Origin of the sequence: Nonomuraea spiralis (assembly GCF_014648435.1) — a bacterium.
GTDB classification, from domain to species: domain Bacteria; phylum Actinomycetota; class Actinomycetes; order Streptosporangiales; family Streptosporangiaceae; genus Nonomuraea; species Nonomuraea spiralis.
In genome coordinates this window covers 45,915-70,497 of sequence record NZ_BMRC01000040.1, presented here as the reverse complement: position 1 = coordinate 70,497, position 24,583 = coordinate 45,915, and the positions used below count along the sequence as shown (strand labels likewise).

At 72.0% G+C, this 24,583-nt stretch carries 28 protein-coding genes; 9 read left to right on the top strand and 19 right to left on the bottom strand.

Going from position 1 to position 24,583, the window contains the following annotated elements:
- From IEZ27_RS48405 to IEZ27_RS48380, 6 genes are all read left to right on the top strand, one after another.
- Nucleotides 1-294: DUF3105 domain-containing protein (locus IEZ27_RS48405; protein ID WP_189653418.1), on the top strand; the 294-nt coding region annotated here is incomplete at its 5' end.
- Nucleotides 291-965: a DUF305 domain-containing protein gene (locus tag IEZ27_RS48400; RefSeq protein WP_189653417.1), complete on the top strand. Its 675-nt coding sequence runs from the start codon at nt 291-293 to the stop codon at nt 963-965. The genes IEZ27_RS48405 and IEZ27_RS48400, both read left to right, overlap by 4 nt.
- 87 nt (nt 966-1,052) lie before the next feature.
- Nucleotides 1,053-1,229, top strand: coding sequence for a hypothetical protein (locus IEZ27_RS48395; protein ID WP_185845176.1), 177 nt, complete (start codon nt 1,053-1,055; stop codon nt 1,227-1,229).
- Nucleotides 1,226-2,329 carry an acyltransferase family protein gene (locus IEZ27_RS48390; protein WP_189653416.1) on the top strand — a complete coding sequence of 368 codons (1,104 nt, stop codon included), beginning with the start codon at nt 1,226-1,228 and terminating at the stop codon, nt 2,327-2,329. The genes IEZ27_RS48395 and IEZ27_RS48390 overlap by 4 nt, the downstream gene beginning before the upstream one ends.
- Before the next feature lie 105 nt (nt 2,330-2,434).
- The gene (locus tag IEZ27_RS48385; protein WP_189653415.1) at nt 2,435-3,007 is read left to right on the top strand and encodes an RNA polymerase sigma factor; all 573 of its coding nucleotides are present in this window, start codon (nt 2,435-2,437) and stop codon (nt 3,005-3,007) included.
- Nucleotides 3,000-3,839, top strand: a complete 840-nt coding sequence (locus tag IEZ27_RS48380; protein WP_189653414.1) for a CU044_5270 family protein — start codon at nt 3,000-3,002, stop codon at nt 3,837-3,839. The genes IEZ27_RS48385 and IEZ27_RS48380 overlap by 8 nt, the downstream gene beginning before the upstream one ends.
- A 13-nt stretch (nt 3,840-3,852) precedes the next feature.
- Here the strand turns inward: IEZ27_RS48380 and IEZ27_RS48375 are convergent, their stop codons facing one another.
- The 10 genes from IEZ27_RS48375 to IEZ27_RS48330 all read right to left on the bottom strand — a co-directional run bounded on the left by IEZ27_RS48375 (nt 3,853) and on the right by IEZ27_RS48330 (nt 12,718).
- A complete protein-coding gene (locus IEZ27_RS48375; RefSeq protein WP_229825025.1) occupies nt 3,853-5,127 on the bottom strand; it encodes an FAD-dependent oxidoreductase in 1,275 nt (424 codons plus the stop codon).
- A 26-nt stretch (nt 5,128-5,153) separates the two neighbouring features.
- Nucleotides 5,154-5,864, bottom strand: coding sequence for a maleylpyruvate isomerase family mycothiol-dependent enzyme (locus tag IEZ27_RS48370; RefSeq protein ID WP_189653413.1), 711 nt, complete (start codon nt 5,862-5,864; stop codon nt 5,154-5,156).
- On the bottom strand, nt 5,864-6,706 hold the full coding sequence (locus IEZ27_RS48365; protein ID WP_189653412.1) for a fumarylacetoacetate hydrolase family protein: 843 nt from the start codon (nt 6,704-6,706) through the stop codon (nt 5,864-5,866). Before IEZ27_RS48365 ends, IEZ27_RS48370 begins: the two co-directional genes overlap by 1 nt.
- Nucleotides 6,703-7,860, bottom strand: a complete 1,158-nt coding sequence (locus tag IEZ27_RS48360) for a cupin domain-containing protein (RefSeq protein ID WP_189653411.1) — start codon at nt 7,858-7,860, stop codon at nt 6,703-6,705. The genes IEZ27_RS48365 and IEZ27_RS48360 overlap by 4 nt, the downstream gene beginning before the upstream one ends.
- 97 nt (nt 7,861-7,957) lie before the next feature.
- Nucleotides 7,958-9,274: a hypothetical protein gene (locus tag IEZ27_RS48355; RefSeq protein WP_189653410.1), complete on the bottom strand. Its 1,317-nt coding sequence runs from the start codon at nt 9,272-9,274 to the stop codon at nt 7,958-7,960.
- Between the two features lie 67 nt (nt 9,275-9,341).
- The gene (locus IEZ27_RS48350; protein ID WP_189653409.1) at nt 9,342-9,755 is read right to left on the bottom strand and encodes a lasso peptide biosynthesis B2 protein; all 414 of its coding nucleotides are present in this window, start codon (nt 9,753-9,755) and stop codon (nt 9,342-9,344) included.
- Nucleotides 9,752-10,030 (bottom strand): lasso peptide biosynthesis PqqD family chaperone, encoded by a 279-nt coding sequence (locus IEZ27_RS48345; RefSeq protein WP_229825024.1) that lies wholly within the window; start codon nt 10,028-10,030, stop codon nt 9,752-9,754. Before IEZ27_RS48345 ends, IEZ27_RS48350 begins: the two co-directional genes overlap by 4 nt.
- On the bottom strand, nt 10,027-11,841 hold the full coding sequence (locus IEZ27_RS48340) for an asparagine synthase-related protein (protein WP_189653407.1): 1,815 nt from the start codon (nt 11,839-11,841) through the stop codon (nt 10,027-10,029). Before IEZ27_RS48340 ends, IEZ27_RS48345 begins: the two co-directional genes overlap by 4 nt.
- Before the next feature lie 95 nt (nt 11,842-11,936).
- A complete protein-coding gene (locus tag IEZ27_RS48335) occupies nt 11,937-12,062 on the bottom strand; it encodes a lasso RiPP family leader peptide-containing protein (protein ID WP_125645547.1) in 126 nt (41 codons plus the stop codon).
- Between the two features lie 116 nt (nt 12,063-12,178).
- The gene (locus IEZ27_RS48330) at nt 12,179-12,718 is read right to left on the bottom strand and encodes an RDD family protein (RefSeq protein ID WP_189653406.1); all 540 of its coding nucleotides are present in this window, start codon (nt 12,716-12,718) and stop codon (nt 12,179-12,181) included.
- A gap of 456 nt (nt 12,719-13,174) precedes the next feature.
- Between IEZ27_RS48330 and IEZ27_RS48325 the strand changes: the two genes are divergently transcribed.
- The 3 genes from IEZ27_RS48325 to IEZ27_RS48315 all read left to right on the top strand — a co-directional run bounded on the left by IEZ27_RS48325 (nt 13,175) and on the right by IEZ27_RS48315 (nt 17,176).
- Complete coding sequence (locus IEZ27_RS48325; protein WP_189653405.1) at nt 13,175-14,860, top strand: tetratricopeptide repeat protein; 1,686 nt, start codon at nt 13,175-13,177, stop codon at nt 14,858-14,860.
- A gap of 176 nt (nt 14,861-15,036) precedes the next feature.
- Nucleotides 15,037-16,143 carry an NAD(P)/FAD-dependent oxidoreductase gene (locus IEZ27_RS48320; RefSeq protein ID WP_189653404.1) on the top strand — a complete coding sequence of 369 codons (1,107 nt, stop codon included), beginning with the start codon at nt 15,037-15,039 and terminating at the stop codon, nt 16,141-16,143.
- 127 nt (nt 16,144-16,270) lie between these two features.
- A complete protein-coding gene (locus IEZ27_RS48315) occupies nt 16,271-17,176 on the top strand; it encodes an LLM class flavin-dependent oxidoreductase (RefSeq protein WP_189653403.1) in 906 nt (301 codons plus the stop codon).
- A gap of 16 nt (nt 17,177-17,192) precedes the next feature.
- Here the strand turns inward: IEZ27_RS48315 and IEZ27_RS48310 are convergent, their stop codons facing one another.
- The 9 genes from IEZ27_RS48310 to IEZ27_RS48270 all read right to left on the bottom strand — a co-directional run bounded on the left by IEZ27_RS48310 (nt 17,193) and on the right by IEZ27_RS48270 (nt 24,299).
- Entirely contained in the window at nt 17,193-17,906 is a 714-nt protein-coding gene (locus IEZ27_RS48310) for a response regulator transcription factor (RefSeq protein ID WP_229825023.1), read from the bottom strand.
- Between the two features lie 23 nt (nt 17,907-17,929).
- Nucleotides 17,930-19,051 carry a sensor histidine kinase gene (locus IEZ27_RS48305; RefSeq protein ID WP_229825022.1) on the bottom strand — a complete coding sequence of 374 codons (1,122 nt, stop codon included), beginning with the start codon at nt 19,049-19,051 and terminating at the stop codon, nt 17,930-17,932.
- Nucleotides 19,052-19,357: 306 nt separating this feature from the next.
- The gene (locus IEZ27_RS48300) at nt 19,358-21,157 is read right to left on the bottom strand and encodes an ABC transporter ATP-binding protein (RefSeq protein WP_189653400.1); all 1,800 of its coding nucleotides are present in this window, start codon (nt 21,155-21,157) and stop codon (nt 19,358-19,360) included.
- Nucleotides 21,154-21,639, bottom strand: coding sequence for a thioredoxin domain-containing protein (locus IEZ27_RS48295; RefSeq protein WP_189653399.1), 486 nt, complete (start codon nt 21,637-21,639; stop codon nt 21,154-21,156). The genes IEZ27_RS48300 and IEZ27_RS48295 overlap by 4 nt, the downstream gene beginning before the upstream one ends.
- Nucleotides 21,639-22,136: a MauE/DoxX family redox-associated membrane protein gene (locus IEZ27_RS48290; RefSeq protein WP_189653398.1), complete on the bottom strand. Its 498-nt coding sequence runs from the start codon at nt 22,134-22,136 to the stop codon at nt 21,639-21,641. The genes IEZ27_RS48295 and IEZ27_RS48290 overlap by 1 nt, the downstream gene beginning before the upstream one ends.
- Nucleotides 22,137-22,204: 68 nt before the next feature.
- Nucleotides 22,205-22,384, bottom strand: coding sequence for a hypothetical protein (locus IEZ27_RS48285; protein WP_125645566.1), 180 nt, complete (start codon nt 22,382-22,384; stop codon nt 22,205-22,207).
- A 97-nt stretch (nt 22,385-22,481) separates the two neighbouring features.
- Nucleotides 22,482-23,354 carry an ArsR/SmtB family transcription factor gene (locus IEZ27_RS48280; protein ID WP_189653397.1) on the bottom strand — a complete coding sequence of 291 codons (873 nt, stop codon included), beginning with the start codon at nt 23,352-23,354 and terminating at the stop codon, nt 22,482-22,484.
- A gap of 51 nt (nt 23,355-23,405) precedes the next feature.
- On the bottom strand, nt 23,406-23,840 hold the full coding sequence (locus tag IEZ27_RS48275; protein WP_229825021.1) for a S26 family signal peptidase: 435 nt from the start codon (nt 23,838-23,840) through the stop codon (nt 23,406-23,408).
- A gap of 132 nt (nt 23,841-23,972) precedes the next feature.
- Nucleotides 23,973-24,299 carry a hypothetical protein gene (locus IEZ27_RS48270; RefSeq protein WP_189653396.1) on the bottom strand — a complete coding sequence of 109 codons (327 nt, stop codon included), beginning with the start codon at nt 24,297-24,299 and terminating at the stop codon, nt 23,973-23,975.
- Between the last annotated feature and the right edge of the window lie 284 nt (nt 24,300-24,583).

The window sequence follows — 24,583 nt, the reverse complement described above, 5'->3', positions numbered from 1 at the left end:
AACGTCGTGCACAGCCAGGAGCACGGGGCCGTCTGGATCGCCTTCCGGCCGGGGTTGCCCAAGGAGCAGCTGGACGTGCTGCTCAAGCAGGCCCAGGGGCGCGATTTCGTGGTGGTGTCGCCGTACACGGGGCTGAGCGCTCCGGTCGTGCTCAGCGCGTGGGGCAGGCAGCTCAGGCTCGACAACGCCGACGACCCGCGGCTGACGGCGTTCCTGCGTGCCAACATCAACGGCCCCGGCACGCCCGAGCCGGGCGCGTCCTGCAGCGGCGGGGTCGGGGAGCCGTCGGCATGAGGTTCCCGGCGGTGTTGTGGCGGCGCGGGGTGCTGGTGGCGGTGATCGCCGTGCTGACGCTGGCGGTGTCCGGGCTCGGCGTGCGGTTGTGGTCCGCGGGTCCGCCGGGGGACGAGTCGCTGGAGGCCGGGTTCGCCCGGGACATGCAGGCCCATCACGCGCAGGCCGTGCAGATGGCGCTGATCGTCCGGGACCGGACCGGCGATCGCGAGGTCAGGACGCTGGCCTACGACATCGCGACCACCCAGCAGCAGCAGATCGGGCAGATGTACGCCTGGCTGGACGTGTGGGGTCTGCCGCAGGCGTCGGTGGAGCCCCGGATGGCGTGGATGCGGCAGGGCCACCAGAACATGCCCGGCATGGGGCAGGGATCCGCGCAGATGTCCGGCATGGGGCAGGGGTCCGTGCAGATGCCCGGTATGGCGACCCGTGAGCAGCTCAAGCAGCTGGAGCAGGCGAGTGGCAAGGAGGCGGAGATCCTGTTCCTGCGTCTGATGATCCCGCATCACCAGGGTGGTGTGCAGATGGCTCAGGCGGCGCAGGGGAGCGGCCAGCCGCAGGTACGGCGGATGGCGGGGTCGATCCTGGCGGCCCAGAAGGCGGAGATCGAGCTGATGCGCGGCATGCTGGCGGCACGCGGCGCGGCCGAGAGTCCTTCCCCCTCCGGCTGAGAGCCGTCACCCTGGTCGTGACGGCCGAGGCCGTTTCTACGTGCCGTAGAAGCTGGTGTATCGTCGGGCCCCGAAAGAGGTGTCTCCGTGTTCGAGATCGTGTCCGCTCTTGTGCCTCCCATCGTGGTCGGGGGCGCTTTCATCGCCGGGGTCGTCCGTCTGGTGCGTTCCGAGAGCCGGGCCAAGGAGACCGAGGGCCGCGTCGCGGACGTCGTACGTCCCGAGGAAGGCCAGGGCGACGGCCCGGCACGATCCACCCCATGACCGGCGACGCGACGCCGGGCGAGCAGCGGACGGCCCTCACCGCACGGTCCGGCCCGGTCGCGGCCGTCCCCCGGCAGGCGGTGCCGGAGGCCGAGCGGGTCGTGCCGATCAAGAAGCGCGATCCCTTCCTCGACAACGTCAAGTTCCTGGTGATCGCGCTCGTGCCGACGGGCCACGCGCTCGTGCCGACGCTGGCGGCCGACTCGGCGCGGGCCATGTACATCTTCATCTACACCTTCCACATGCCGCTGTTCGTACTGGTCAGCGGCTATCTGTCCAGGAACTTCTGGAACTCCGACGCCAAGACCAACAAGCTCGTCGACACCTTCGTCGTGCCGTACGTGATCGTCGAGGTCGGCTACGCCGCGCTCCGCTACGCACTGGGCCAGAAGTGGAGCCTGACGATCATCGATCCGGCCTGGCTCAACTGGTACCTGCTGGCGCTGCTGTTCTGGCGGTTGTCCACACCGGTGTGGAAGCGGATGAAGTACCCGGTGCCGGTGGCGATCGTGATCTACCTGGTCGCCGGGTTCTCGGAGATCTCCGGCGACTTCAGCATGGACCGCTTCTTCGGCCTCATGCCCTTCTTCGTCATCGGGCTCGTGATGCGCCCGGAGCACTTCGACCTGCTCGGCAGGCGGTGGGTCAAGCCCGTCGGCGTCGCGGTCCTGGCCGGCGCGGCGGCCGTGGCGCTGTACGTCGCGCCGCGCGCCAAGCTGAGCCCGTTCTACTACAAGGCCAGCTTCAAGACGCTCGACCTGTCCTGGTACACCGGGCTGGGCCTGCGCGCGGCGCTCCTGGTCTGCGCGCTGGCGATGTGCCTGGCCGTGCTGGCGCTGGTGCCGAGGCGCGAGACCTGGTTCACCGAGCTCGGCACCCGCACGCTGTACTGCTACCTGCTGCACGGCGTGGTCGTCCTCGTCGCCAAGGAGCAGGGGGGGTTGTCCTTTCCCTGGCTCTTCGGCCCGCTCGGCGCCCTGGCCATCCTGTCGAGCTGCTTCGCCCTGACCATCGTGTTGTGCCTGCCGCAGACCCGCGACCTGTTCAAGTGGGTGCTCGAACCCCGCCTGACCTGGCTCTACCGGCGTCCCTCGAAGTAGCCCTCAAGTGGGGTCCGGGCTCCACGGAAGGCGATTCCGCCCTGCGGCGAAGTATGGGTGACCGCACCCATCACCGATAAGGCGGACCATGCCGGAGACGACAACGTGACCGCCCGAGCGGACGGACAGGTGACCGACGCCGAACTCGCCGCCGCCTGCCGGAGCGACCCCGAGCTGTTCACCGCCGTGCACGACCGTTACCACCGGGACATCTACCTGTACGTGGCCGGCCGGCTGGACACCCAGATCGCCGAGGACATCACCGCCGAGACGTTCCTGCTGGCCTTCGACCGGCGCGACCGGTTCGACCCGGGGCACGAGAGCATGCGGCCCTGGTTGTTCGGCATCGCCACCAACCTGATCGCCAGGCACCGGCGCAAGGAGATGCGCCACTACCGGGCCCTGGCCCGGCTGGCTCCCGAACCCCTCGCGGAGGGCCACGAGAACCGGGTCGTCGCCTCCGTCGCCGCGCAGCGCATGCGGCCGCACCTGGCCAAGGCCCTCGCCGCGCTGTCCGACGGGGAGCGCGACGTCCTGCTCCTCGTGGCACTCGGCCAGCTCAACTACGACGAGGTGGCCGACGCGCTCGGCATCGCCACCGGCACGGTCGGATCCAGGCTCAGCCGGGCGCGCAGCAAGATCCTCGCCATCGTCGACAAGGAGACAACCCATGGATGACCTGGACGCCCTCGCCACCCTGCTGACCAAGTCCGAGCCGTCCGCCGAGGCCGCCGGCCGCAGCAGGGGACGGCTCCAGGAGCGGATGCGGGGCCGCCGCCGCTCCAGGTGGCTCGCGCCGGGGCTCGGCCTGGCCGCCGCCGCGGCGGCGGTCGCCGCCGTGCTCGTGACGGGCGTGGCCGCGCCCGAAGGCGTACCGGCCGCCTCCGGCAGGGAGGTGCTGCTCATGGCCGCCGTCAGCGCCGAACGCACCCCCCAAGGCTCCGGCACGTACTGGCACGTCAGCCGCACGATGGAGGGACGGGACCCGACGGTGACGGAGAGCTGGACCACCCGCGACGGACGGCGCTGGTCCAAGGACGGGCCGGGCTCCCCTCCCGGCGTCGTCGTGCCGGCCGTGGCGTCCTTCTCGCTCAAGGGCGCGAAGGTGGACCTCGCCTACCTCGAAGGGTTGCCGACCGATCCGGAGGAGCTGAAGGCCGGCATCGCCGCGCTTCAGGGTGACGAGCGCGCGATGTTGCCGTCCGAACAGCGGGGCGATCCCCTCCTCCCGCTGATCGCGCTGATCTCCGAGCTGCCCGCGCCGCCGAAGGTCCGTTCGACGGCGTTCCGGCTGCTCGCCGAGATGCCCGGCGTGCGGAGCGAGGGCACGGTCGAAGGCGGTCAGAAACTGCTGATCCCTGATGAGATCTGGCCGATCAAGCTGGTCGTCGATCCCGGGACGGCCCGGGTGACCCGTACCAACTTCCTTCTCGGCGGCAACGGAAGCTTCAGCTTCTCCAACGGATGGATCGCGGTCACCACCGGCTGGACGGACGAGCCTCCTCGTTAGGACGGGCCGGGCCTCATCCGTTCAGGGCCATGGCGGGGTCCAGGGGGATGGGCGTGAACATCGGCGGCTCCTCCTCCGGCGTCAGCGCCGTGGGGCCGTAGATCCAGTCGGTGAAGGAGTAGTCGTAGGTGTCGCGGGCGCGCAGGAGCGTGTTGCGCCGGAGGCGGGCGACGCCGTCCAGATGCCACAACTCGCCCCAGGCGCGGGCCGTGGCCAGCACGCGACGGCAGTGCTCGGGGCGGACGGCCTCGTAGGCCGCCAGGGCTCCCCGCCAGTCGATCGAGCCGTCGGCCGCGCGGCGGGCGGCGACGTGCCTGGCGAGGACCCAGCCGTCCTCGATGGCCATGATCGCGCCCTGTGCCATGTACTGCAGCGGTGGATGGGCGGCGTCGCCGAGCAGCGCGATGTTGCCGTCCACCCAGGTCATGATCGGGTCGCGGTCGAACATCCGCCACCAGCGGTCTCGCCACATCAGCGGGATGCCGGCCCGGACCTCCCGGCAGGTCGCGTCGAAGGCGGCGTCCAGCTCGTCGGGGGTGCCCCAGTCCGCCTCGCCCGCGAGGGCCTTGGGGGACTCGAAGACCGCGACCTGGTTGAGCATCTGGCCGCCGCGCAGGCCGTACTGGACGAAGTGGCAGCGCGGGCCGACGTGGACGGAGACCTCGCTGAGGTCCACGTCCCGGCCGGCCTGCCCGATGGGCACCGCGGCCCGGTAGGCGACGTAGGAGGAGTTGACCGGTTCGTCCTCGATCAGGAGCCGGCGCGCGACCGAGTGCAGGCCGTCGGCGGCGATCACGATCCTGGCCTCGTCCGTACGGCCGTCCGCCAGCAGCACCCGGGCGCCGGACGCGGTGTTCTCGTAGCCGTCGACGCGGGCGTCGGTGACCAGCTCGACGCCCGCGGCCCGGCAGGCACGCAGGAAGACGCCGTGCAGGTCGCTGCGGTGCACCACCATGTACGGGAAGCCGTACTCGCGTTCCAGGTCCACCAGGTCCAGGCGGGTCAGCTCACCGCCGTCGACGGCGTCGCGCATCACCATGCTCCGCGGCAGCACGCCGAGGCTCTTGACCTCCTCCAGCAGGCCGTAGTCGTGCAGGATCCGGGTGCAGTTGGGCGCGATCTGGAGACCGGCGCCGACCTCGCCGAACTCGCGGGCCTGCTCCAGCACGCGCACCCGCAGGCCCTCGCGGGCCAGGGCGAAGGCCGCGCTCAGGCCGCCGATCCCGCCCCCGACGACCAGGACGTCGGCGGGGGCGGCGGGGTTCGCGGAGATGGGGGAGGTGGCCACGGTGCTCTCCTTCGAAGCCGGGACGTTCACAACCACGCCGGCAGGGAGGGCGCGGGCGAGCCGTCGGAGTCGGTCAGGTCGTGCGGCCGGCCCGCCAGGTACGCCGCGACCCCCGCGAGCGGGCCCTCGACGGTCGTGGGCCCGCCCTCGCCGGGCAGTTCCCAGCGGTCGCCGGTGTCGGCGGCCGACAGGACGACCGCGGGCCCGGCGGCGGCGGCGCGCTTGGCGGCGACGTCGTCGGCGAGGGCGGCCAGGAACCCGGCCGGCAGGCCGGCGAAGGTGAGCCCGGTGGCCAGGTCCACGGCGTGGACGCAGACCTCGCGGGAGCGCAGCCACAGGATCTCCGTCGCGGGGACGGTCCGCCCCTGCGCGGTGACCACCTCGGCGCTCCAGCGGTCGCCGTCCAGCTCCGCGACGTCCGCGGCGAGCCGTTCCGCCGACGAGCGCAGCCAGGCGTCCAGCTCGGCGGCCGGCCTGCGGGAGCCGGCCTCGATGTCGGCGTCCCGCTGCCGGCGCGAGGAGTACATCGGGGTGCGCTCACCGGTGGCCGCCCAGCGCACCAGGTTGCGCAGGGCGTCGGCGTTCGCCGCGACGTGCGCCACCAGGTGCTTACGGGTCCAGCCGGGCAGCCCGGAAGGGGCGAGGTACTGCTCCTCGCCCCACCCGGCGACGGCGTCGAGCAGCAGCGCGGTGCCCGTCGCGGTCCAGCTCAGGGTGTCGTCGAAGGTACGGCGCATCAGGCGCCTCCGTCCTTCACCACGGTGTTGTCGAGCCGCCCGATGCCCTGGATCTCGGTGACGACCCGCTCGCCGCCCGTCAGGTAGAGCTTGGGGGTACGGGCGTGGCCGACGCCGCCGGGGGTGCCGGTGGCGATGAGGTCGCCCGGGTTGAGTCGCACGACGGTGGAGACGTACTCGACCAGCGCCACCGGGTCGAAGAGCAGGTCGCCGGTGTTGTCCTGCTGCATGACCGTGCCGTCGACGCTGAGCGTGACGTCGAGCTCGGGGCGTACGCCGCCGGGCAGCTCGTCCGGCGTGACCAGGTAGGGGCCGACGGGCGTGGAGGAGTCCCACATCTTGCCCTGCAACCACTCGCGGGTGCGGAACTGCCAGTCGCGGCAGGTGATGTCGTTGAGCACGGTGAACCCGGCGATCGCGGCCTCGGCCTCGGCGCCCCTGGCGCGGCGGACCGGCTTTCCGATCACGACGGCCAGCTCGACCTCCCAGTCGAACTCCGCGGTCTCCTCGGGCCTGGCGATGTCGTCGGTGGCCCCGACGAGGCAGTCGGCGAACTTGGCGAACAGCGTCGGGTGTTGCGGCAGGTCGCGGCCCATCTCCTGGATGTGGTTGCGGTAGTTCAGGCCCACGCAGACGACCTTGGATGGCTGCGGGACGACCGGCGCGAAGTCGGCGCCCTCGGCCGGGTAGGTCGTGGCCGGGTCGGCGGCGGCGGCCCTGGCGGCCCAGTCGTCCTGGGCCAGGAACTCGCCGAGATCGGCGGCTCCGAGGTCGACCAGCCGGTCGCCGTCGAGCCGTACGGCGCGGGTCGAGCCGTTGACGCGGACAGTGGCGAGCTTCATCGGGCGTTTCCTTCGGTACGGGGGTCATGGTGGGTGCGGTTGAGCCGGAGAGCTTCGAAGACCGGGCTGTCGCTGAAGCGGAACAGGTCCAGGGCGCCGGAGTCGGAGTCGGTGGAGCCGGCCTCCGACCGGGCCGAGAAGGGCTGCCAGGACGGGACGCTGAACAGGTCGCCGCGGGTGACCGTCCAGGTCCTGTCGCCGACGGTCACGCTGCCGGAGCCGTCGAAGACCTGGTAGACCGACGAGCCGGTCTCGCGTACCGGGGCGGTCTCGGCGCCGCGCGCGATGCGGTGCATCTCGGCGCGCAGCGTGGGGAGCACGTCGGCCCCGGTGGCGGGGTTGGTGTAGCGGACGGCGGCGTGGCCGGGCTCGACGACTCCGCCGTGGCCCTCGGCCCCAAGGGCCAGCTGGTCGGCCAGGGCGCGGTCGGTGAACTCCCACTTGTAGGACAGCAGCGGCGTGCCAGGGGCGAGCTCGCCGGCCGACACCGGGCGCAGTCCGGGATGAGCCCACAGCCGCTCGGAACGGGACCGTTCGGGGGTGACGCGCTCGGCGTCGCCGATCTCGTCGCGGCCGAACTCGAAGAACTGCGACTCGGTGAGGTACTGGAAGGGGATGTCCAGGCCGTCGAGCCAGGCCATCGGTTCGAGAGTCGCGTTGTGGTGGGCGTGCCAGTTCCAGCCGGCCTGCGGGAGGAAGTCGCCGCGCCGCATCGGCACGGCGTCGCCGCCGACGACCGTCCACACGCCCTCGCCCTCGACGACGAAGCGGAAGGCGTGCTGGGTGTGGCGATGCTCGGGAGCGTCCTCCCCGGGCATCAGGTACTGGATCGCGGCCCACAGCGTGGGCGTCGCGAACGGCCGTCCGCCCAGGGCGGGGTTGGCCAGCGCGATCGCCCGCCGTTCCCCGCCGCGGCCGACCGGGACCAGCTCGCCCGCCTGGGCGGCCAGCCGCCGCAGGTTCTCCCAGCGCCACACGTGCGGCACCGCGCGCGAACGCGGATGAGCCGGCATCAGGTCACCGATCTCCGTCCACAGCGGCACGAGCAGTTCCTGCTCGAAACCGCGGTAGAGCTCTTCGAGCGCGGGGGTGACGGCGGGCTGGTCCGGCGCGTCGGCCGCGCGGAGCCGTACGGGGGAGGTTGGGATGCTCATACGGTCAATGGTGCGGCTGTCACGCTTTGGAGAAACGGTAATTCTGCTCTGCGGAATTTACCCGACGGACAGGCCGCCGGCCTGCTCGATCGGCGATTCAGTCCCCGACCCGGTAGGCGGCCCTGTCGAAGTACTGGCGAAGCCGCCGGTCGTGCCGTTCCACGGCGTCGGGGTCGGCGAGCCAGAACGAGTACGCCTCCGCGAACAGCTCACCGTACGACGTCTGCGCGTACGGCGTGAGGTTCGTGCCCACGCCGCCGTCGTGCACGAACTGGACGAAGTCCCGCAGGCACGGGGTGATGTTGTTGCCCCGCGGCGTCACGAACTTCGTCCGCCAGCGGGCCTCGCGGATCTGCGCGTCGCACCACCGGACGATCTCCTGCCGGTAGGTCTGCCAGATGTTCAGGGTGAGCGCCTGCGCCAGGTGGCTCTTGACCTCCGAGAACACCCCCTCCTGTTGGAACGTTCCGTTCTCGGCGGACGTGATCCACGACTGGATCTTCTCGATCGTGTCGCACAGGGTGTCGAACTCGGCCCTGGCGGTGGCGTTCGGGAGCCCGGTGCCGAGCTCGCCCAGCGCCTCGTTGTCCGTGTCGAGCTGGATGGCCTCGGTCACCAGGTTGTCCGGGACGTGCTCGGGTGCGCGGTACTGCCGCCCGCCGGTGCTCTCGACCACCCAGGCCGCGTTGTTCCTGGCCTCGTTCCGGCACGAGGCGCTCTCCACGGCGTGGCCGACCTCGTGCAGGATGCCGCGCACGCTCGGCAGGCAGGCGCGCGAGGTGAGGCCGCCGAAGAAGCCGATCCCGTCCTCCGCGAAGATCGCGTCCGCCAGCTTGAGCGTGCCGAGGGATCCGGCCCAGGGGCCTCTTTCGTAGCTGAACTTCCCCTTGTCGTGACCATCCTGGGACTGGAGGGCGGCCACCCGCTGGATCAGGACGCCGCGCAGCGCCGGACGGTCGGCCTCGGGGACCAGGCCCAGGGCCGTGTGGAGCTTGATCAACTGCTCGCCGGTCCACTGGCCGGTGATCCCGGCGAGGGCGTAGGTGTCCTTGAGCCACTGCGTCAACTGCGCCGGCTCGCGGTACGGCGGCTCAAGTCCGGCCGGCAGGCCGCGGCCGACCAGGGTCGCGGTCGCGCGCCGGTTCGCGTCGTAGGCGAGGACCACCTGTCCGACGGACGCGGCCGTGAGGGGCAGGATCTGGTGGTTGGTCGCCTTCTTGTACGGCTGCGGCACGTACGTGGCGAGCAGCCAGGTCAGGGCGTGGCGTTCCGCGTCGGTCCCGCCGCCGGCCGCGAACACGACGTCCGCCGAGGTGAGGTCGCTGTGCTTGACCATCGACGCGGCGACGTCCGCGTTCAGGGGTTGCGGCAGGCGCAGGTCGTTGAATGTCTCGAAGGTGTAGTCGATCGGCATGGTCGCCCTCTTCTCCTCGATCGCCGTGCAACGCGGGTGCTCCGCCCTGTCCCGGAGGGGCGGCGGCTCAGCCCTGATACGGAGCGACCACGATCGTGCCCCGGTAGTGATGGGGCGGCTCGTCCACGGGACGGCCTTCGGCCTCGATCCAGGCATGGGCGCCGAACGGGTGCACCCGTACGCCCGCGCACCAGGTGGGCCACGATCCGCGCGTCCGGCACAGCAGGGCGGCGGCGATGGAACGCGGCAGGCAGCCTTCCCCGGCGCACGACAGGCTGACCGCGATGACCGCGTCCCGTGCCACCCTGGCCTGCTCGACGGTGGCGGGCACGGCGCCGCGCCGGGCGAACGTGAGCACCGCGCGGATGCGGGCCGGCGGCCGGCGGGCGATCAGGTGCGCGGCGGCCACGGCGGCCAGCGCCGGCAGGCGGCGGCGCCAGGGCAGGCGGGGCCGGTCGGCGGGCACCATGGAGACGCTCATAGCGGCCGCTCCGGCCCGGCGGCGGCCTCGACGATCAGGTTCGCGGCACGCAGGCAGGCTACGAGCTCGGCGACGTCCGCCTCGGCGGTGGGCGTCGCCGCCGGATGGGCCCGGACGAGGTCGCGGACGGCCCCGTCCGGGCCGCGTCCCGCCAGCAGGCTGCGCAGGACGAGCACGGCGGTGCCGTTGAGCTGGCGGTAGCGGCCGGTGTGCTCGTCCAGGAGCACGGCGACCTCGTCGATCGGGGTGAGGGTGACGCCGGGGCGAAGACTCACGCGCACGACTCCTCCTGAACGGGATGGGCGGCAAGGGCTCGCAGCCAGTTCTCGGCGGCGATGAAGACGTCGAGCGCGAGGACGCCGGGCCCGCCCTCGGCCGGTGTCCGCACGCAGGCCCGGCGCAGGGCGGCGGCGTCGGCCAGGCCGCGCTCCACCAGCAGCGAGCCGTCGAGCAGCGCCAGCAACTGGTCACGGTGGCGGCGCAGCCCCTGGTAGATGTCGGCCGAGAACTCGCCCTTGGTGCTGCGTCCCAGGCACTCGGCGGGCATGACCGGGCGCATCGCGGCCCTGGTGAGCGGCTTGTACGCGCCGGGCGCCGCCCGCTCGTCCAGCCGTACGGCCAGGCAGGCGGCGACGACGTGGTCGTCCAGGTAAGGGGCGTGCACGGCGGCGCCCACGCGGCCCGTCAGGACCCGTACGCCATCGACGGCGGCGGCGATGGAACGGACGCTTGACAGGCTCTGATGCTGGGCCCGCAGCGGGGAGTACGGCTCGGCCGAGCACCCGGCGAGCGCCTCGCGGACCGCGTCCGCCGCGGCCTCGGTCGTCCAGCCGGGCAGGCGCAGCGGTTGCTCCCACCCGAAGTCCGGCAGGAAGCGGGGCAGCGGCGCGCCGAGCGTCGCCGCCTGATCCGCCAGCCAGGCGGCGTACGGCCGCCGGTCGGCCAGCGCGCGCACGCACGCCCGCAGCGGCCACCGGGCCCTTGACCGCTGCTCGCGCAGGTGGGGCCAGAGCGCCGCCGGGTGGCGACGGGCCAGGTCGTGCAGGTAGCAGTCGGGCAGCAGGGTGACCTCGTCACCGCCGTGCCCGGTCAGGCGCACGGCCGCTCCCCGCCCGCCGAGCAGCGCCGAGCTCGCCAGCTCGCGGGCCAGCGCGCGCAGCCACCGCGTGGGCTCGTCCAGCCCGGGAACGGCCCGAGCCGCGTCGGCGAACCACCTGGGAACGTCGTCCGGCCGGGCCACCTCATGCTCGCCCGGAAGGTGCGCCCGCGCCCGTTCGGCCCACGCGGGGTCGTCGTGCTCGGGATCGTCGACGGCCAGTACGAACGTGATCAGCTTCGCCGACCGTTCCCCGGCCGTCGCGGCGGCGAGGAAGCTGACCGGCGTCGAATCCAGCCCGCCGGACAGATCGGCGGCCACCACCGAGCCCGTGCCGATCCGGGCGGCCACGGCCTCCTCAAGGGCGGCCCGTACCGCGGGGGCGCCTTCCTCCAGCGGCACCTCCGGCTCCGGCGCCCGCCACCAGGGACGCAGGCGCACCCCGCCGTCGTCGATGTGGGCCGCCTCGCCGGGCGGCACCACGGCGACCCCCTCCCACAACGGTTCGGCCAGCACCGGCGGCACGATCATCAGCAACCGCGCCGCCAGCGCCCGCTGGTCCACCGAGGCCCGCGTCAGCGCGGCCGGCACCGCCGCCCGGCCGGACGCGACCACCGCCCCGCCGGCCCGCGCGTAGTACACCCGCCGGGTGCCCGAGGCGGTGCCCTGCACCCGGACCCGCCCGCCCACGACCGCGACCAGATGGAAACTTCCGGGCAGCGCCGCGGCCACCGCGTCGGCGTCCGCCAGGCACGTCAGCCGCGCCGCCATCCGCCGGAGCCGACCGGCGGTGACCGGGCACGTGCCGATCACCGCCAGCCGGGCCTGACCCGCTTCCGCGTGCACGATCCCGCCGGTCGAGGCGGCCAGCAGGCACGGCCGCCCGGACGCGTAACCCAGGATCACCACGCCGTTCAGCGTTCCGGCGAGGGCCTCGCCGGCGGCGCTGTCGGGCAGCACCGCGAACTCCTCGCCGCTCAGCTCACGCACCGGACCCCCGCCTCACCGGTAGTAGTCGACCACGTCCGCCCACGGTCGTCCGGGCGGTTCGCCGCCGACCACGACCGGTGCTCCTCATGCCTTCGCTACAGCTTGAAGTAGTAGGCGTGGTCCATGTTGAGCATCCCGTAGCCGCGGGTCAGCTGGCCGAAGTCGCCGAGGTCGAGCAGGTGCGGGGGCTCGTACGGTTCGTGGCGCTCGTTGTCGGTCATGATGGGTCCCTTCTTCCCGGGCGGCCGATCGCCGCATCACGGTCAGTGAAGACCCGCGTACCGGCTGTCCAACAGGGGTTGGGACACACTCGGACAGCCTCGGGCACCCGGCGGCGTCACGGCGACGGCACGACGCGCGTGCCCGCCATGAGGTCGTGCAGAGGGGCCCGGTCGCGGCGCGCCAGCAGGAGCACGATCGAGACCCCGGCCAAGACGTACGCGGCGACCAGAAGGGGCATGGCGAAGGCTGTTTCCTGGCCGCGTACCAGCCGGGACACCGCCATGTGGCCGCACTGCCAGGGGAGCAGCTTCACGACATTACGCACCACGATCCGTGCCGTACCGGGGCGTTCCCCCGCGACCGTGGCCACGACGAGCCCGGCGCGCCGCTTGCCCCACGTGGCCCGCCGCCGTCCCGCCTCTCCGGCGACCAGGTACACCCCGACGGGCAGCGCGCTCAGCGCGGTGATCAACAGGTCGGTGGCCACCAGGCCGAGCCCGTCGAACACCCCCGCTCCCGCCAGGCGCAGCGGGACGAACACCACGGCCAGCAGGGTCAGCCAGCCGGCGATCGCGAGATAGTCCCAGCCGGCCGCCACCAGCCTCGGCCGTAACGCCGCCCGGCCGGTTCGCGTCTTCTCCAGCTCGTTCACCATGCGTCTGCCTCCTTGATCAGCACAATGATTCCACCCGGGGGAGAAGGGGCCGCGGGCCGTGCCCGCGTCGTCCGTCACCTGCCGATACGGCCCGGCCCCTCCGACCGTAATCGCGGCCGGACCGGCGAACGGACGGACCGCGACGATCCGGCGGCCGGCGGCCCGCACGGCCCATCCCCAGCTCCAGCTGGCAGGACCTCGCGTGGACAGGCAACTCCGGCACCGGACACCGGAAATCTAAGATCACGAAGGGTCTACTTATTTCGGACACGCCGGTTTATGCTCTGGTCATCCTGAAATGGATCACCCCCCGGGAGGCGTCAATGAAGAAGATGACCATCCGCCGCAAGAGCACGCAGCGCCTGATGTCCGGTGCCCGCCGGCTCTGGATCGAGTGGTGCTGGTAAGTGCCGAGACGGCGGGCGCTCTCGGGTGCCCGCCCCTGCGGTCCCGGCCATGAACCGCTACGACTGCCACCGCGCGCACGGCCCCTACGCCGGCGTCGCCGGCTTTCTCGCCGCGATCGCCGCCGACCGTCCCCGCCTGGCCGCCCGCCACCAGGTCGAGCTGTACGCGATCGTCCCCTCGCTCGACCGTACGGCGCGGCCGACCGCCGAGGAGGAGCCGATCAGGTTCCATCCCGCCCGCCGCACCGCCTGCCTGGCGTACGGCGCGGCCGAGTTCGCGGCCTCCTGGGCCGGCACCCTCCGCCGCCCGGTCACCGTCACCTTCGACCACGTCGCGGACGCCGACGAGACCACCGCCGAACTGCTGCACACCCTGCTTCCCCGCATCGCCGGCACCCCGCTGAGCCTGGACCTGCGCGACGACGGCCCCGACGCCCCTCCGCCGCTCCCCTCGGACCCGGACGCCGTACGCGCCGCCATCGGCGACAGTCTGGCCCGCGGCTTCTACCACCACGCGGCCCGCGTCGCCGCCCACGGACGTACCGTCGTCACCTCCGACGGCGACCTGCGGCAATGGTGGGCCTGCACCACCGGCCTGGCCACCGCCCTGGCCGCGCTGGACCGCGCCGACGAGGCACTTGAGCTCTACGACGAGGCACGCGCGGCCACCGACGACCCGAAGATCAACATGTCCGCCGCGTACGCCACCGCCATGTTGTACGCCCGCCACCTCTCGGCCGCCGATCAGGACCCGGCCCGGGCGCGGCACTGGCTGGAACAGGCACTCCGCCTGGCCGAGCACGTGGACGACCCACGCCACCAGGTGATCTCCACCGTCTTCTACGAGCAGGGCCTGGCGTTGCTGGACGCCAAGGCCGGCGCGCCCGCCGAGGCGTTGCGGCTGATCGACGACGGACTGGCCAGGCTGACGGCGGTGCTGGCGCCGGGCGAGCACCCGCAGCACCTGGCCCGTCTGCGCCACAACCGCGCGCAGGTGCACCTGGCCCTCGGCGACCCGGAACGGGCCCTGGCCGACCTCGACACCGTGATCGACCACGATCCGGGCAACTGCGAGTACTACGTGGACCGCGCCGCCCTGCACCGGGCCGCCGGCCGCGTCCAGTCCGCGATCAAGGACTACGGCACCGCCATCCGCCTCGGACCGCACCTGCCCGAGGCGTACTACAACCGCGCCGTCCTCCACCTGGAACGCGGCCGCGACGAGCGGGCCCGCGAGGACCTGGAGCACGTGCTCGCCATCGACCCGGGCCACCTCGACGCCCGGATCGCCCTGGTCAACGCCCATCTGGAGCGCGGCGCGCTCGACGCGGCCGAACGGGACGCGCTGGCCGGGCTCGCCCTGGCCCCCAAGGAGCCCGCGCTGCTGTGCACGCTCGGCCTGATCCGCTCCGAACGCGGCGAACCGGCCGAGGACCTGTTCACGCAGGCCCTGGAGGGTGACCAGACCCTGGTCGAGGCGTGGACCAATCGCGCCGCCGTCCGGTTCGAACGCGGTGAGGTGGCCGCCGCCGTTGCCGACCTGGACCGGGCGGTGGCCCTGTCGCCGGCGCCCGAGCCCCGCTACAACCGGGGCACCGCGCTGGCCCGGCTCGGCCGCTGGGAGGAGGCGGCCCGCGACTTCACCGACGCGCTCGCCCAGCCCGGCCTGGACCGGGCCCTCCGCCGCGACCTCCGCGCCGAGCTCACCCGCTGCCGCCGCGCCCTCTCCGCCTGACCCACCCGCACCCCCTCCCTGGCCCGCCGGCCCAGGGCTCCCGCACGGCTGCGACCGGAAGGAGTAGTTCGTCACGCGAATCGACCACGCCTGCCTGAGAACGGGTTGCAGTTCGTGTCGCGAACAATTATGGTTCGTAACACGAACTGCAGCCCTTCTTTCTTGTTGGAGTGACAATGACGAGCCGTACAGTCGTGATCGTCGGTGGTGGCTACGGTGGTTCCGCGGTGGCCAAGGCGTTGGACGCCGAGGCAGACGTCGTGCTGATCGAGCCGCGTGACGCGTTCATCAACTCGGCCGGTTCGCTGCGGGCGCTGACCCGGCCCGACTGGGCGCACAACATGTTCTTCCCCTACGACCAGTGGCTCCGGCGCGGCACGGTGGTGCGGGAGCGAGCCGCCTCGGTGGACCCCGGCGGCGTCACCCTGGCCTCCGGCCGGCGCGTCGAGGCCGACTACCTGGTCCTGGCCACCGGCTCCAGCTACGCCTACCCGGCCAAGCCCGCCTCCGACTCCACGCCCGACGTGCTGGACGACCTGCTGCGGACCCACAAGGAACTGGCGGACGCCGGGCGGGTGCTGATCCTCGGCGCCGGGCCGGTCGGCCTGGAACTGGCCGGAGAGATCAAGGAGGTGTGGCCGCACAAGGGCGTGACCGTCGTCGACCCGGCCGACGAGCTGCTGCCCGCCTTCCCCGCCGAGATGCGCGACGAACTGCGCCGCCAGCTGGACGAGCTGGGCGTCGACCTGCGGCTGGGCGCCGGCCTGAGCACACCTCCGGCGACCGCCGCCGGGCAGGCGGGACCGTTCACCGTCGCCACGACCGGCGGGGAGGAGATCACCGCCGACATCTGGTTCCGCGCGCACGGCGTCCGCACCAACAGCGACTACCTCGCCGACGGGCGGCTGACGACCCGTACGCCGCAGGGCCGGGTGTCCGTCACCGAGACCCTCAACGTGCGCGGGAACGACGCCGTGCACGAGCACGTCTACGCGATCGGCGACCTCACCGACGTCGAGGAGGCCAAGATGGCCGGGTTCGCGATGCAGCACGGCGAGGTGGTGGCCCAGAACATCCTCGCCCAACTGCGCGGCGAACAGCCCGCGGCCACTTATCAGCCGCTGCCCCACCCGATGATCCTGCTCCCGCTCGGACCTCGCGGAGGTGTCGGCCAGCTGCCCACGCCCGACGGACCGGCCGTCGTACCGGCCGAGACGGTCTCGGCGTACAAGGGCGCCGACCTGTTCACCGGCCGCTTCACCGAACAGTTCGGCGCGGCCTGAGACGGCCTGCGCTCGGGACGCGATCCCGCGAACCGGACAACCGCGCGACCACGGCGTCAACCCGTCCGACCTCGCGCCGCCTGGTGAACCTCCTTCTTTCTCCGTGTGACGTATGAAAGGCAGTACCGTGTCCAGATCTGACGTGGTGTTCGGTTTCGGCGCGCATTCCGGCTTCGGGGACCTGCCCGAGCTGTTGCGCATGGTTCAGCAGGCCGACCGGGACGGGCTCGATCTCTTCTCGCTGTCCGACCACCCCTACCTCGGCGAACGGCTGGACGCCTACGCCGCGCTCGGCTTCCTCCTGGGCGGCACCCGGCACATCGGCGGCCTGGTCAACGTCACCAACCTGCCGACCAGACCCGCCCCCATGCTGGCCAGGACGGTGACGTCGCTGTCGGCGCTGTCCGACGGCCGCGTCGTGCTCGGCATGGGCGCGGGCGGGCTGTGGGACCGCATCACCGACATGGGCGTGCCCCGGCAGACGCCGGGCGACGCCGTGGACGCCTTCGAGGAGGCCATCGTCCTGATCAGGAAGTTGTCGGGCGGCGGCTCACCGGTCACCCACGAGGGACGCCACTACCAGGTACGCCGGATCGAGCCCGCCCCCGTGGCCGCGCCCCCGGTGTGGACCGGGTCGAACGGGCCGAAATCCCTGGCCGCCACCGGCCGGGTGGCCGACGGCTGGATCCCCGGCCACGCGGCCGACTGGCGCAGCGAACGCTACCGCGCCTCCCGGCCGATCATCGACGAGGCGGCCGCCGCCGTGGGCCGCGACCCGCGCGAGATCCGTACGATCTACAACTTCCCCGGCCGCATCACCGACCGTCCGCTGACGGCCACCCGCGACCACGACGGACGCTGGATCGGCGGCTCGGCCGACCAGTGGATCGAGGAGCTGACCGGCGCCGTGCTGGAGCACGACGCCTCGGGGTTCATGCTCTTCTCCTCCGGCCACGGCGCCTCCGACCTCACCACCCTGGCCCGCTGGGCCCAGGAGATCGTCCCGTCCGTCCGCGAGGCGATCGCGAAGTAGCGCACCCGCGCTTTGGTCAGCGCTTTGAGGTGGTCGCGCGGGGCGGCCGGAGGGCTTGTTCCGGTGGGTCGTCCGGCCGGGCCGCCTGGAGGTAGGTGAGGACCGCCAGGACCCGCCGGTTGCCGTCCTGAGCCTGGAGTCCCAGCTTGGCGAAGATGTTGCCGATGTGCTTGACCACCGCGCCCTCGGTGACGTGCAGGCCCGCGGCGATGTGGGCGTTGCTCTCCCCGGTCGCCATCCGGCCGAGGACCTCGCGTTCGCGCTCGCTGAGCGTGTCGAGCGCGTGCGGACGTCCGGAGGACATGAGGTGCCCGATGACCTTGGGGTCGATGACGATGCCGCCGCCCGCGATGACGTCGAGGGACTGCATGAAGTCGGCGACCCTGCCGACACGATCCTTGAGGAGATAGCCGGTGCCGCCGCGAGGCCCGGTCACGGGTTCGGCGATCAGTTTGGCCGCGTAGGCGTCACCGAGATACTGCGACAACACCAGGATGCCGATGTCCGGATGCCCGGCACGGATCGCCAGCGCGGCCCGCAGACCGTCGTCGAGGTTGCGCGGCGGCATCCGCACATCGGTGATCACGACGTCGGGCCGGTGGGCGGCGACGGCCTCCAGCAGTTCGTCGGCGTCCTCGGCCGCGTGCACGACCTGGTGGCCGAAGCGTTGCAGCAGGGCCACCAGACCTTCCCGCATCAAGGCCGCGTCTTCGGCGATCACCACACGCATGCTGCCATTCTGCGTCATGTTGATCAGTACGGGCGCGGGATGTCGGCGACGATCACCGTCGGCCCGCCCGGTGGGCTGTCGACGATGAGCTCGCCCGACAGCAGGACGGCCCGCTCGTACATGCCGACCATCCCGGTGCCGTGCGCCGAATTCGCGCCGCCGAGGCCGTCGTCGGACACCGTCAGCCTGATCCTGTCGAACGTCTCCGCCAGCTCGATGTGGATGTGGTCCGGCGTCGCGTGCTTGATCGCGTTGGTGACCGCCTCGCTGGCGATGTAGTACAACGACGACTCCACCGGCAGGGAGAAGCGCCCGATGCCCTCGGCGTCGACGGTGGTCCTGATGGGTACGCGGCGTGCCAGCTCGCGCAGGGCGGCGCCGAGGCCGTCGTCGATCAGCGTGCGCGGCCGTAGCCCGTGCACGACGTCGCGCAACGTGTCCAGCGCCAGTTCGGTCTCCCTCCTGACCGCCTCCAGCGACTCCAGCGCCGAATCCTGCTCCGGACCCGGCGGGAACAGCTCACGTACCTCCAGTTCGAGCATGCCGAGGCGCATCGCCGAGGTGGCCAGGTGTTGCTGGGTGCCGTCGTGCAGGTCGCGTTCGATGCGCTGCCGTTCGCCCTCGAACCGGTCCAGTTCGGCGATGTTGGCCCTGGCCAGGGAGGCCACCTGCGTCTGGAGTTCCTCCACCCGGGGCGACAGCAGCGCCGTGGCCAGCGCCCCCTGCGCGTTGGCCAGCAGCGTCACCACGTAGGGCGAGACGACCAGGATCAGCGCCCCCAGCAGGACCAGGAACGGGGGGTCCGTGTGGTTCCGCCCCAGCGGCGCGTCCACGCCCGTCATGACGAGCACCGCCATGAGCCCCGCGAACACCAGGACGGCGGCTATGAGCAGGAAGACGAAGGAGAGGAAGCCGATCAGCATGTGCGCCAGCGCGTACGCGACCTCCCGCCACAACACCGGGTCCTGCAGACCGGGGAGCCCCGGAGGGCTGTCGGTGATCGGCCGGAAGCCGGCCAGCCGCACCATGCGGCGCTCGACCTTGGCGAGCGCGTGCGCCCAGTAGGGGATGGTGCCGATGAACGCGAAGGCCAGCACGGTCACGAACCAGAGCACGGCGCCGACCGCCAGATACGCCAGCGACATCCACGGCCAGCGCGTGAACGGGAACCGGAGGGGTGAGCTGCGTAGCGCGTTCAGTGTCGCCGATCGGTACATACCTGGAAACGGTACGCATTCCGGAATCCCTGGGCAGTGAGGGAACCCCATCACTTCCAGGTAGGTTTTAGCCTACTTCGGTACGGCCTCCGCCCCGCAGGCCCCCCGTCGTCCGTGCTCAGCCCACCGCGACCGAAGACTGATTCTTCCCCGCCTCGCGTCATAGTCGGCGGACGGCGACGTGTTCGGCCTGTGCTCCGGCCTGATCACCCCATTTTGCCGCGCTCGACGTCTTCAGTGGATCTCGATGGCGTAACCGCTGGCCTGGAGGGTGAACAGGCGGGCGTATTCGCCGCCGGCGGCCATGAGCGTGGTGTGGGTGCCCTGCTCGGCGATTCTGCCCTCCGCCAGCACGACGATGAGGTCGGCGTCCTTGACCGCGCTCAGCCGGTGGGAGATCAGCAGGCTGGTACGGCCGGCCCGATGCTCGCGCAACCTCCGATGAATCGCGTGCTCGGCCTCCGCGTCGAGCCCGGCGCTCGGCTCGTCCAGGATGAGCAGGTCGCGTTCGCCCCTGATCAACGCTCTGGCCACGGCGAGCCGCTGCCACTGGCCACCGGACAGCACGACACCGGCGGCCTCGGTCGCGTCGAGGAAGCGGTTGCTCAGCAGCGTGTCGTACCCGTACGGCAGGCGCTCCAGCGCCGTGTCCACGCCCGCCAGCCGCGCCGCCGTCCTGACCTGCTCGGGCGAGGCGCCCAGGGAGCCGAGCGAGATGTTCTCCGCGGCCGTGAAGTCGTAGGCCACGTAGTCCTGGAAGACCGCGGTCAGCCGGGAGCGCAGCTCGGCGGGGTCGGCGTCGCGCAGGTCCGTCCCGTCCCAGCGCACCGCCCCGCGCGACGGGTCGTAGAACCGGCACAGCAGTTTGACCAGCGTCGACTTGCCGGCGCCGTTGAGCCCCACGAGCGCGACGCAGGCGCCGTGCGGGATGGTGAGATCCACTCCGCGCAACACCCACGATTGCTCCTCGCCGTAGCGGAACCAGACGTCCCGCAGCTCGATCCCGGAGCGGAGCGTGGGCAGCGGGCGGGGCGGGAGCCGTACGGGAAGGTCCGGAACGGCGGAGACGACGGCGCGGTAGTGGCTGAAGACCAGCAGCGCCTGGTGCAGCCGGGCGAGCTGGGTGACCCCGCCGGACAACGCGCCCTGCACCCCGGCGACGGCGGCGGCGAACACGGCCACGTCGCCCACGCCGAGACGGCCGCCGGCGATCGCCCAGATCAGTCCCGCGCCGCCGATCGCCGCGCCGAGCAGGGCCAGCAGCCCGTGTCCCGCCAGTGCTCGCCGTTCCAGGGCCTGTTCCTGGCGGTTGACCGCGCGGATCTCGCCGAGGAGACGGTCGCGCAGGTACGTGCCCAGCCCGAACAGCCGTACCTCCTTGGCCGGCTCGACCTCGGTCAGCAGGTCGGCGTAGAAGATCTGGCGACGCATCGCCGGACTGACCTGCCAGGCGAGACGCACCTTGCGCCTGCTCAGCGACAGCTGCACCCCCAGCGACGGCAGCGCGGACAGCAGGACGATCGCGGTCATGACCGGGCTCAGCGCCGTGAGCGCGGCGACGAACCCGGCCAGCGTGACCAGCCCGCGCACCAGCGACAGGCCGGGGGCCAGGATCAGGTTGGCCGCGCCCGTCCCCGCCTGCTCGGCCAGCCTGAGCCGGTCGCGGAAGCGGGGGTTCTCGAACGGACCGAGGCCGACGAAGGCGTTGACCGAGGTGAACAGGCGCTCGCGGGTCAGCAGGTCCATGCCGCGGCGCAGCCGCCCGTCGGTGTACTCGGTCAGATGCGGCAGCAGTGCGGCGACCAGCCCCACCACACCGAGCATGATCGTGGGCACCAGTACGGCACGGCCGCCCGCCAGACCGTCCAGGATCAGCTTGGTGCACCAGGCGGCGGCCACCGGCATCGTGCCACCAGCGATCACAGCGAACACCGAGCAGACGGCGGCGAACGGCGCGGCCCGCCAGGCCAGCCCCCACACCGTCACGGCCCGCCCGGCCAGCCGCAGCACGCCGGGCGGGACATCGTGGGTCATGCGGTGACGGGGGCGCCGAGCCCGGCCACGGTGACCGCGCGCGACCTGACCCGGCCGGAGTCGTCGAGCAGGTAGAAGGCGGGGAAGGCGGAGTTGGGGAAGGCCAGGCAGACCGGCCCGTTGGCGGGCTCGGTGATCACGGTGGCGCTGCCGCGCAGCGCGTCCGCATAGCTCTCCCCGCCGGGGCCGGACACGACGGCGAGCACCTGCGAGGGGGAGTAGCCCGCGCCCGCGACCAGTTGGAGGAACGGCGGCAGTTGCCCGGGGCACGCTTGGCACTCGGTGTCGAAGAAGCCGATCACCGCGGGCCGCCCGATCCCGCGCACGTCGGGGACTGTCGAGCCCACCGGCAGCAGCGGCGGCCCCGAGGGAGCGGCGTGCTGCTCGGCGTGACGCATCCTGCGGATCACCGCGAGCGTCAGCACCAGGTTGAGCGCGCTCACGGCGCCCACGATGACCAGGGCTGCGATGACGTACGGCATCAGAGGTTCCTCTCCAGGAGAAGGTCGGCGAGGTCGTCGAAGAGCACGAGCACGGCGGCGAGCACCGCGGCCGCGGCCAGCGCCAGTGCCACCCCGGCGAGTTCGACGCTCCCGTTCGGCATCACCCAGCCGGTGACCGCGACCGCGATCAGAAGCAGGTTGCGGACGATCTGGGCGCGGCTCAGCGGAGCGGCGGTGACGCCGAAGCACCGGCAGGCGGCGGTCGAGCCGCGGCGCAGGGCCCGCAGAATCGCGGCGGCGAAAGCCGCGAGCAGCACGGCGGCCAGCACGAATCCCGCGCGCTCGCCCAGGACGAGCAGCACTACGGCGACGCTCTCACCGGCCAGTACGGCCACCGCGACCGGCGCGGCGGGCAGGCCCGGAGCCAGACCGGGGACGGAGGACACGAAGGCGCGCCAGCCGGTGGCCTTGCCCGCCAGCGCGGCCAGGAAGACGAGGCAGAGCACGGCCCGGCAACCCAGCTCGATGTACGGCATGACACTCCTTCACGGATGGGGTCCGCCCACGACCCCCTGTGGAGGGGCCGTGGGCGGGGTGTGGAGGGTCAGCAGCACTCGTAGCAGGACACGTAGGTCGTGCAGTCCGGCCGCACGCAGGTCCACGCGGTGTGGTCGAGCCAGTGGTAGCACCAGCACTCGTAGGGGCACCCTCTGGCGTCCGCGGTGCTGGCGGGCAGCAGGGCGCCGAGCATCCGGTCGCCCAACGCCTTCAGTGTGCGAGTCATCCGACCTCCTGGGGGGAGAGGGGCTGTTCCGGCCTGATCATCACCACCGGGTCAGGGGATGGGCAATCCTTTCGGACCGCCACCGAAATGCGACAAATCAGGCACTGCAATTGAGGAGTTCGTGGCCCAGCGAGGTGAGCACGTGCCGCACCGCCCGGCCCTCGCGGTAGGTGTCCACGAGTCCGGCCAGCCGCAACGCCGTCACGTGCTCGGACACCGTGGAGGCGCTCACCGCCAGCGACCTGGCCAGCTCGCCGGTCGCCGAACCGCCGCCGATCGAGCGCAGAACCCTGGCGCGAGCCTGTCCGACGACCTGGGCCAGGGCGTCCACCGAGGCGGGGCGCCGGGTGCCCTCGTCGCTGACCGGATAGGCGATGACGGCCCTGCGGTCGCCGCGGGGCGGCGCCAGCGCGAGGAAGCAGCGGCTGGCGCACATCAGCGGCGAGAACGCCACGCCCCCGTCACCGAGCTCCACCGGCGACGGGCGCACGCCCGAGGTGTCGATCTGCAGGGCGCAGCCGTACCAGCTCAGCCTGGGGGTGAGCCTGGGCAGCGTGCGGCCGAACCCTCGTACGCAGATCAGCTCGGAGTAGCGGTTCACGTGCGCGCTCAGGCGGCGGCGTATCGCGTCCCACTCGGGCGCCACGCAGCTGACGTAGAAGGCGCGTAGCGCGTCGGCGACGTCGCCGAGACCGGGCTGGACGTCGAGCTCGTCGTTGAGCGTGCCCACCCCGGGCGGTAGCGGCAGGTCGGCCCAGAGGAAGCCGGACACGCTGTGCGGCGCGCGGTGGACACGCCGTACGAACGGCATGGCACTGGCGGGCGTCCTGCACGCCAGATCCCGCCAGGGCGATCCGGGTACGGCGAAGCCGGGATGATGCAGGCACAGGGCGGCGAACAGGGTGTGGTGCAGCGGGGAGATGGTGAAGGTCGTCGCGGCCAGTCCTGCGGCAGAAAAGACCAGACGCATATCCCAGCCCCGTTGTCAGGAAATGTCCGGACATACTGGAGTATGCGGCTGTTAAGACGTACTAACAAGGGTGCGTAGGACGACCCCCAGAACACGGTCGGCCGGTACAAGTCCCCACAGTCTCGAATCCGCGCTGACCTCCCCGTCGCCCAGCACCACGAGCGTCCCCGGCGGCACGGTGGAGGGCAGCCCGGGGCACTCCGGCGGCACCGGCTCACCCGGCAGCGCCGCGACCCGCTTGACCACCCAATCGGTGGCCGCGACCTCGGGCAGCGGCCCCTCGCGCCACCGCATCCCCGGCCCGATCGCCTCAAGCACCACGATCTGCCCGCGCCTGACCGCCTTCCCGCGCAGCACGAGCAACCGATCGCCGGGCCGCAACGCCGGCACCATGCTCTCCCCCCGTACGGTCACCACCGCCAGCCGGCGCCTGGCGAGAAACACGACAACGACCAGCAGAGCCGCAAACACGGCGATCACGGGCATGGCGCGAGCGTAAGCGTCCACCCCGCGACGCTCAAGAACACGAACCACCCGCAGTACGGAACCCTCGCCCGATCGAACGGAAGGCACCGTCGTTCCAGATCGTGCAACCCCGGCTATCAACAACCCGAGAGGTCAGTCCTCAAGATCCGTGTACGCGTACCACGGGCCTTCCACGTGCTCAACGTTCCGTGGCCGCACAAGGGGACTCCAGACATAGCCGTAGGCCCGGTCTCCCAGCCGCCCTTGGCCCTGTTCGAAATAGACCAGGCCGTTCTCCCGAAAGACCCTCTCGAACGCGAGATTCCCGACGGTCCGCCCCGCCAGTTCGTCCCCCTCCCGCAACGAGCGGGCGATCGCCTCCATGCTCCCGGCCGAACCGGCGAGGCGCTCCTCCTCGGTAGGGGCCATGGTCACGACTGCGACCAGTACGAGAACGGCTGCCAACAACACCGCTCCCATGTACGAGACTCTGCGTAAGGCGGGCATGCGGCCATCATTACACGCACAACTCCGGCCGATCAGCCACGTCGCCCGGTGAGCCGGGAAATGGAAAGAACACCTCCGCCTCGCCGAAAACGAAGCGGTACACCCACATCACGGCGACACTCTCGACCGAAGCCGCAGCCCGCACGGGCCGGGCACTCCGGCGCCGACCGCACCTGGAAATGCAACCGGGCGGACTTCTTGATCAAGAAGATCAGGGAGTCCGCCCAGGTCGTCGAGGCAGGGCGCCCGGGGCTCGA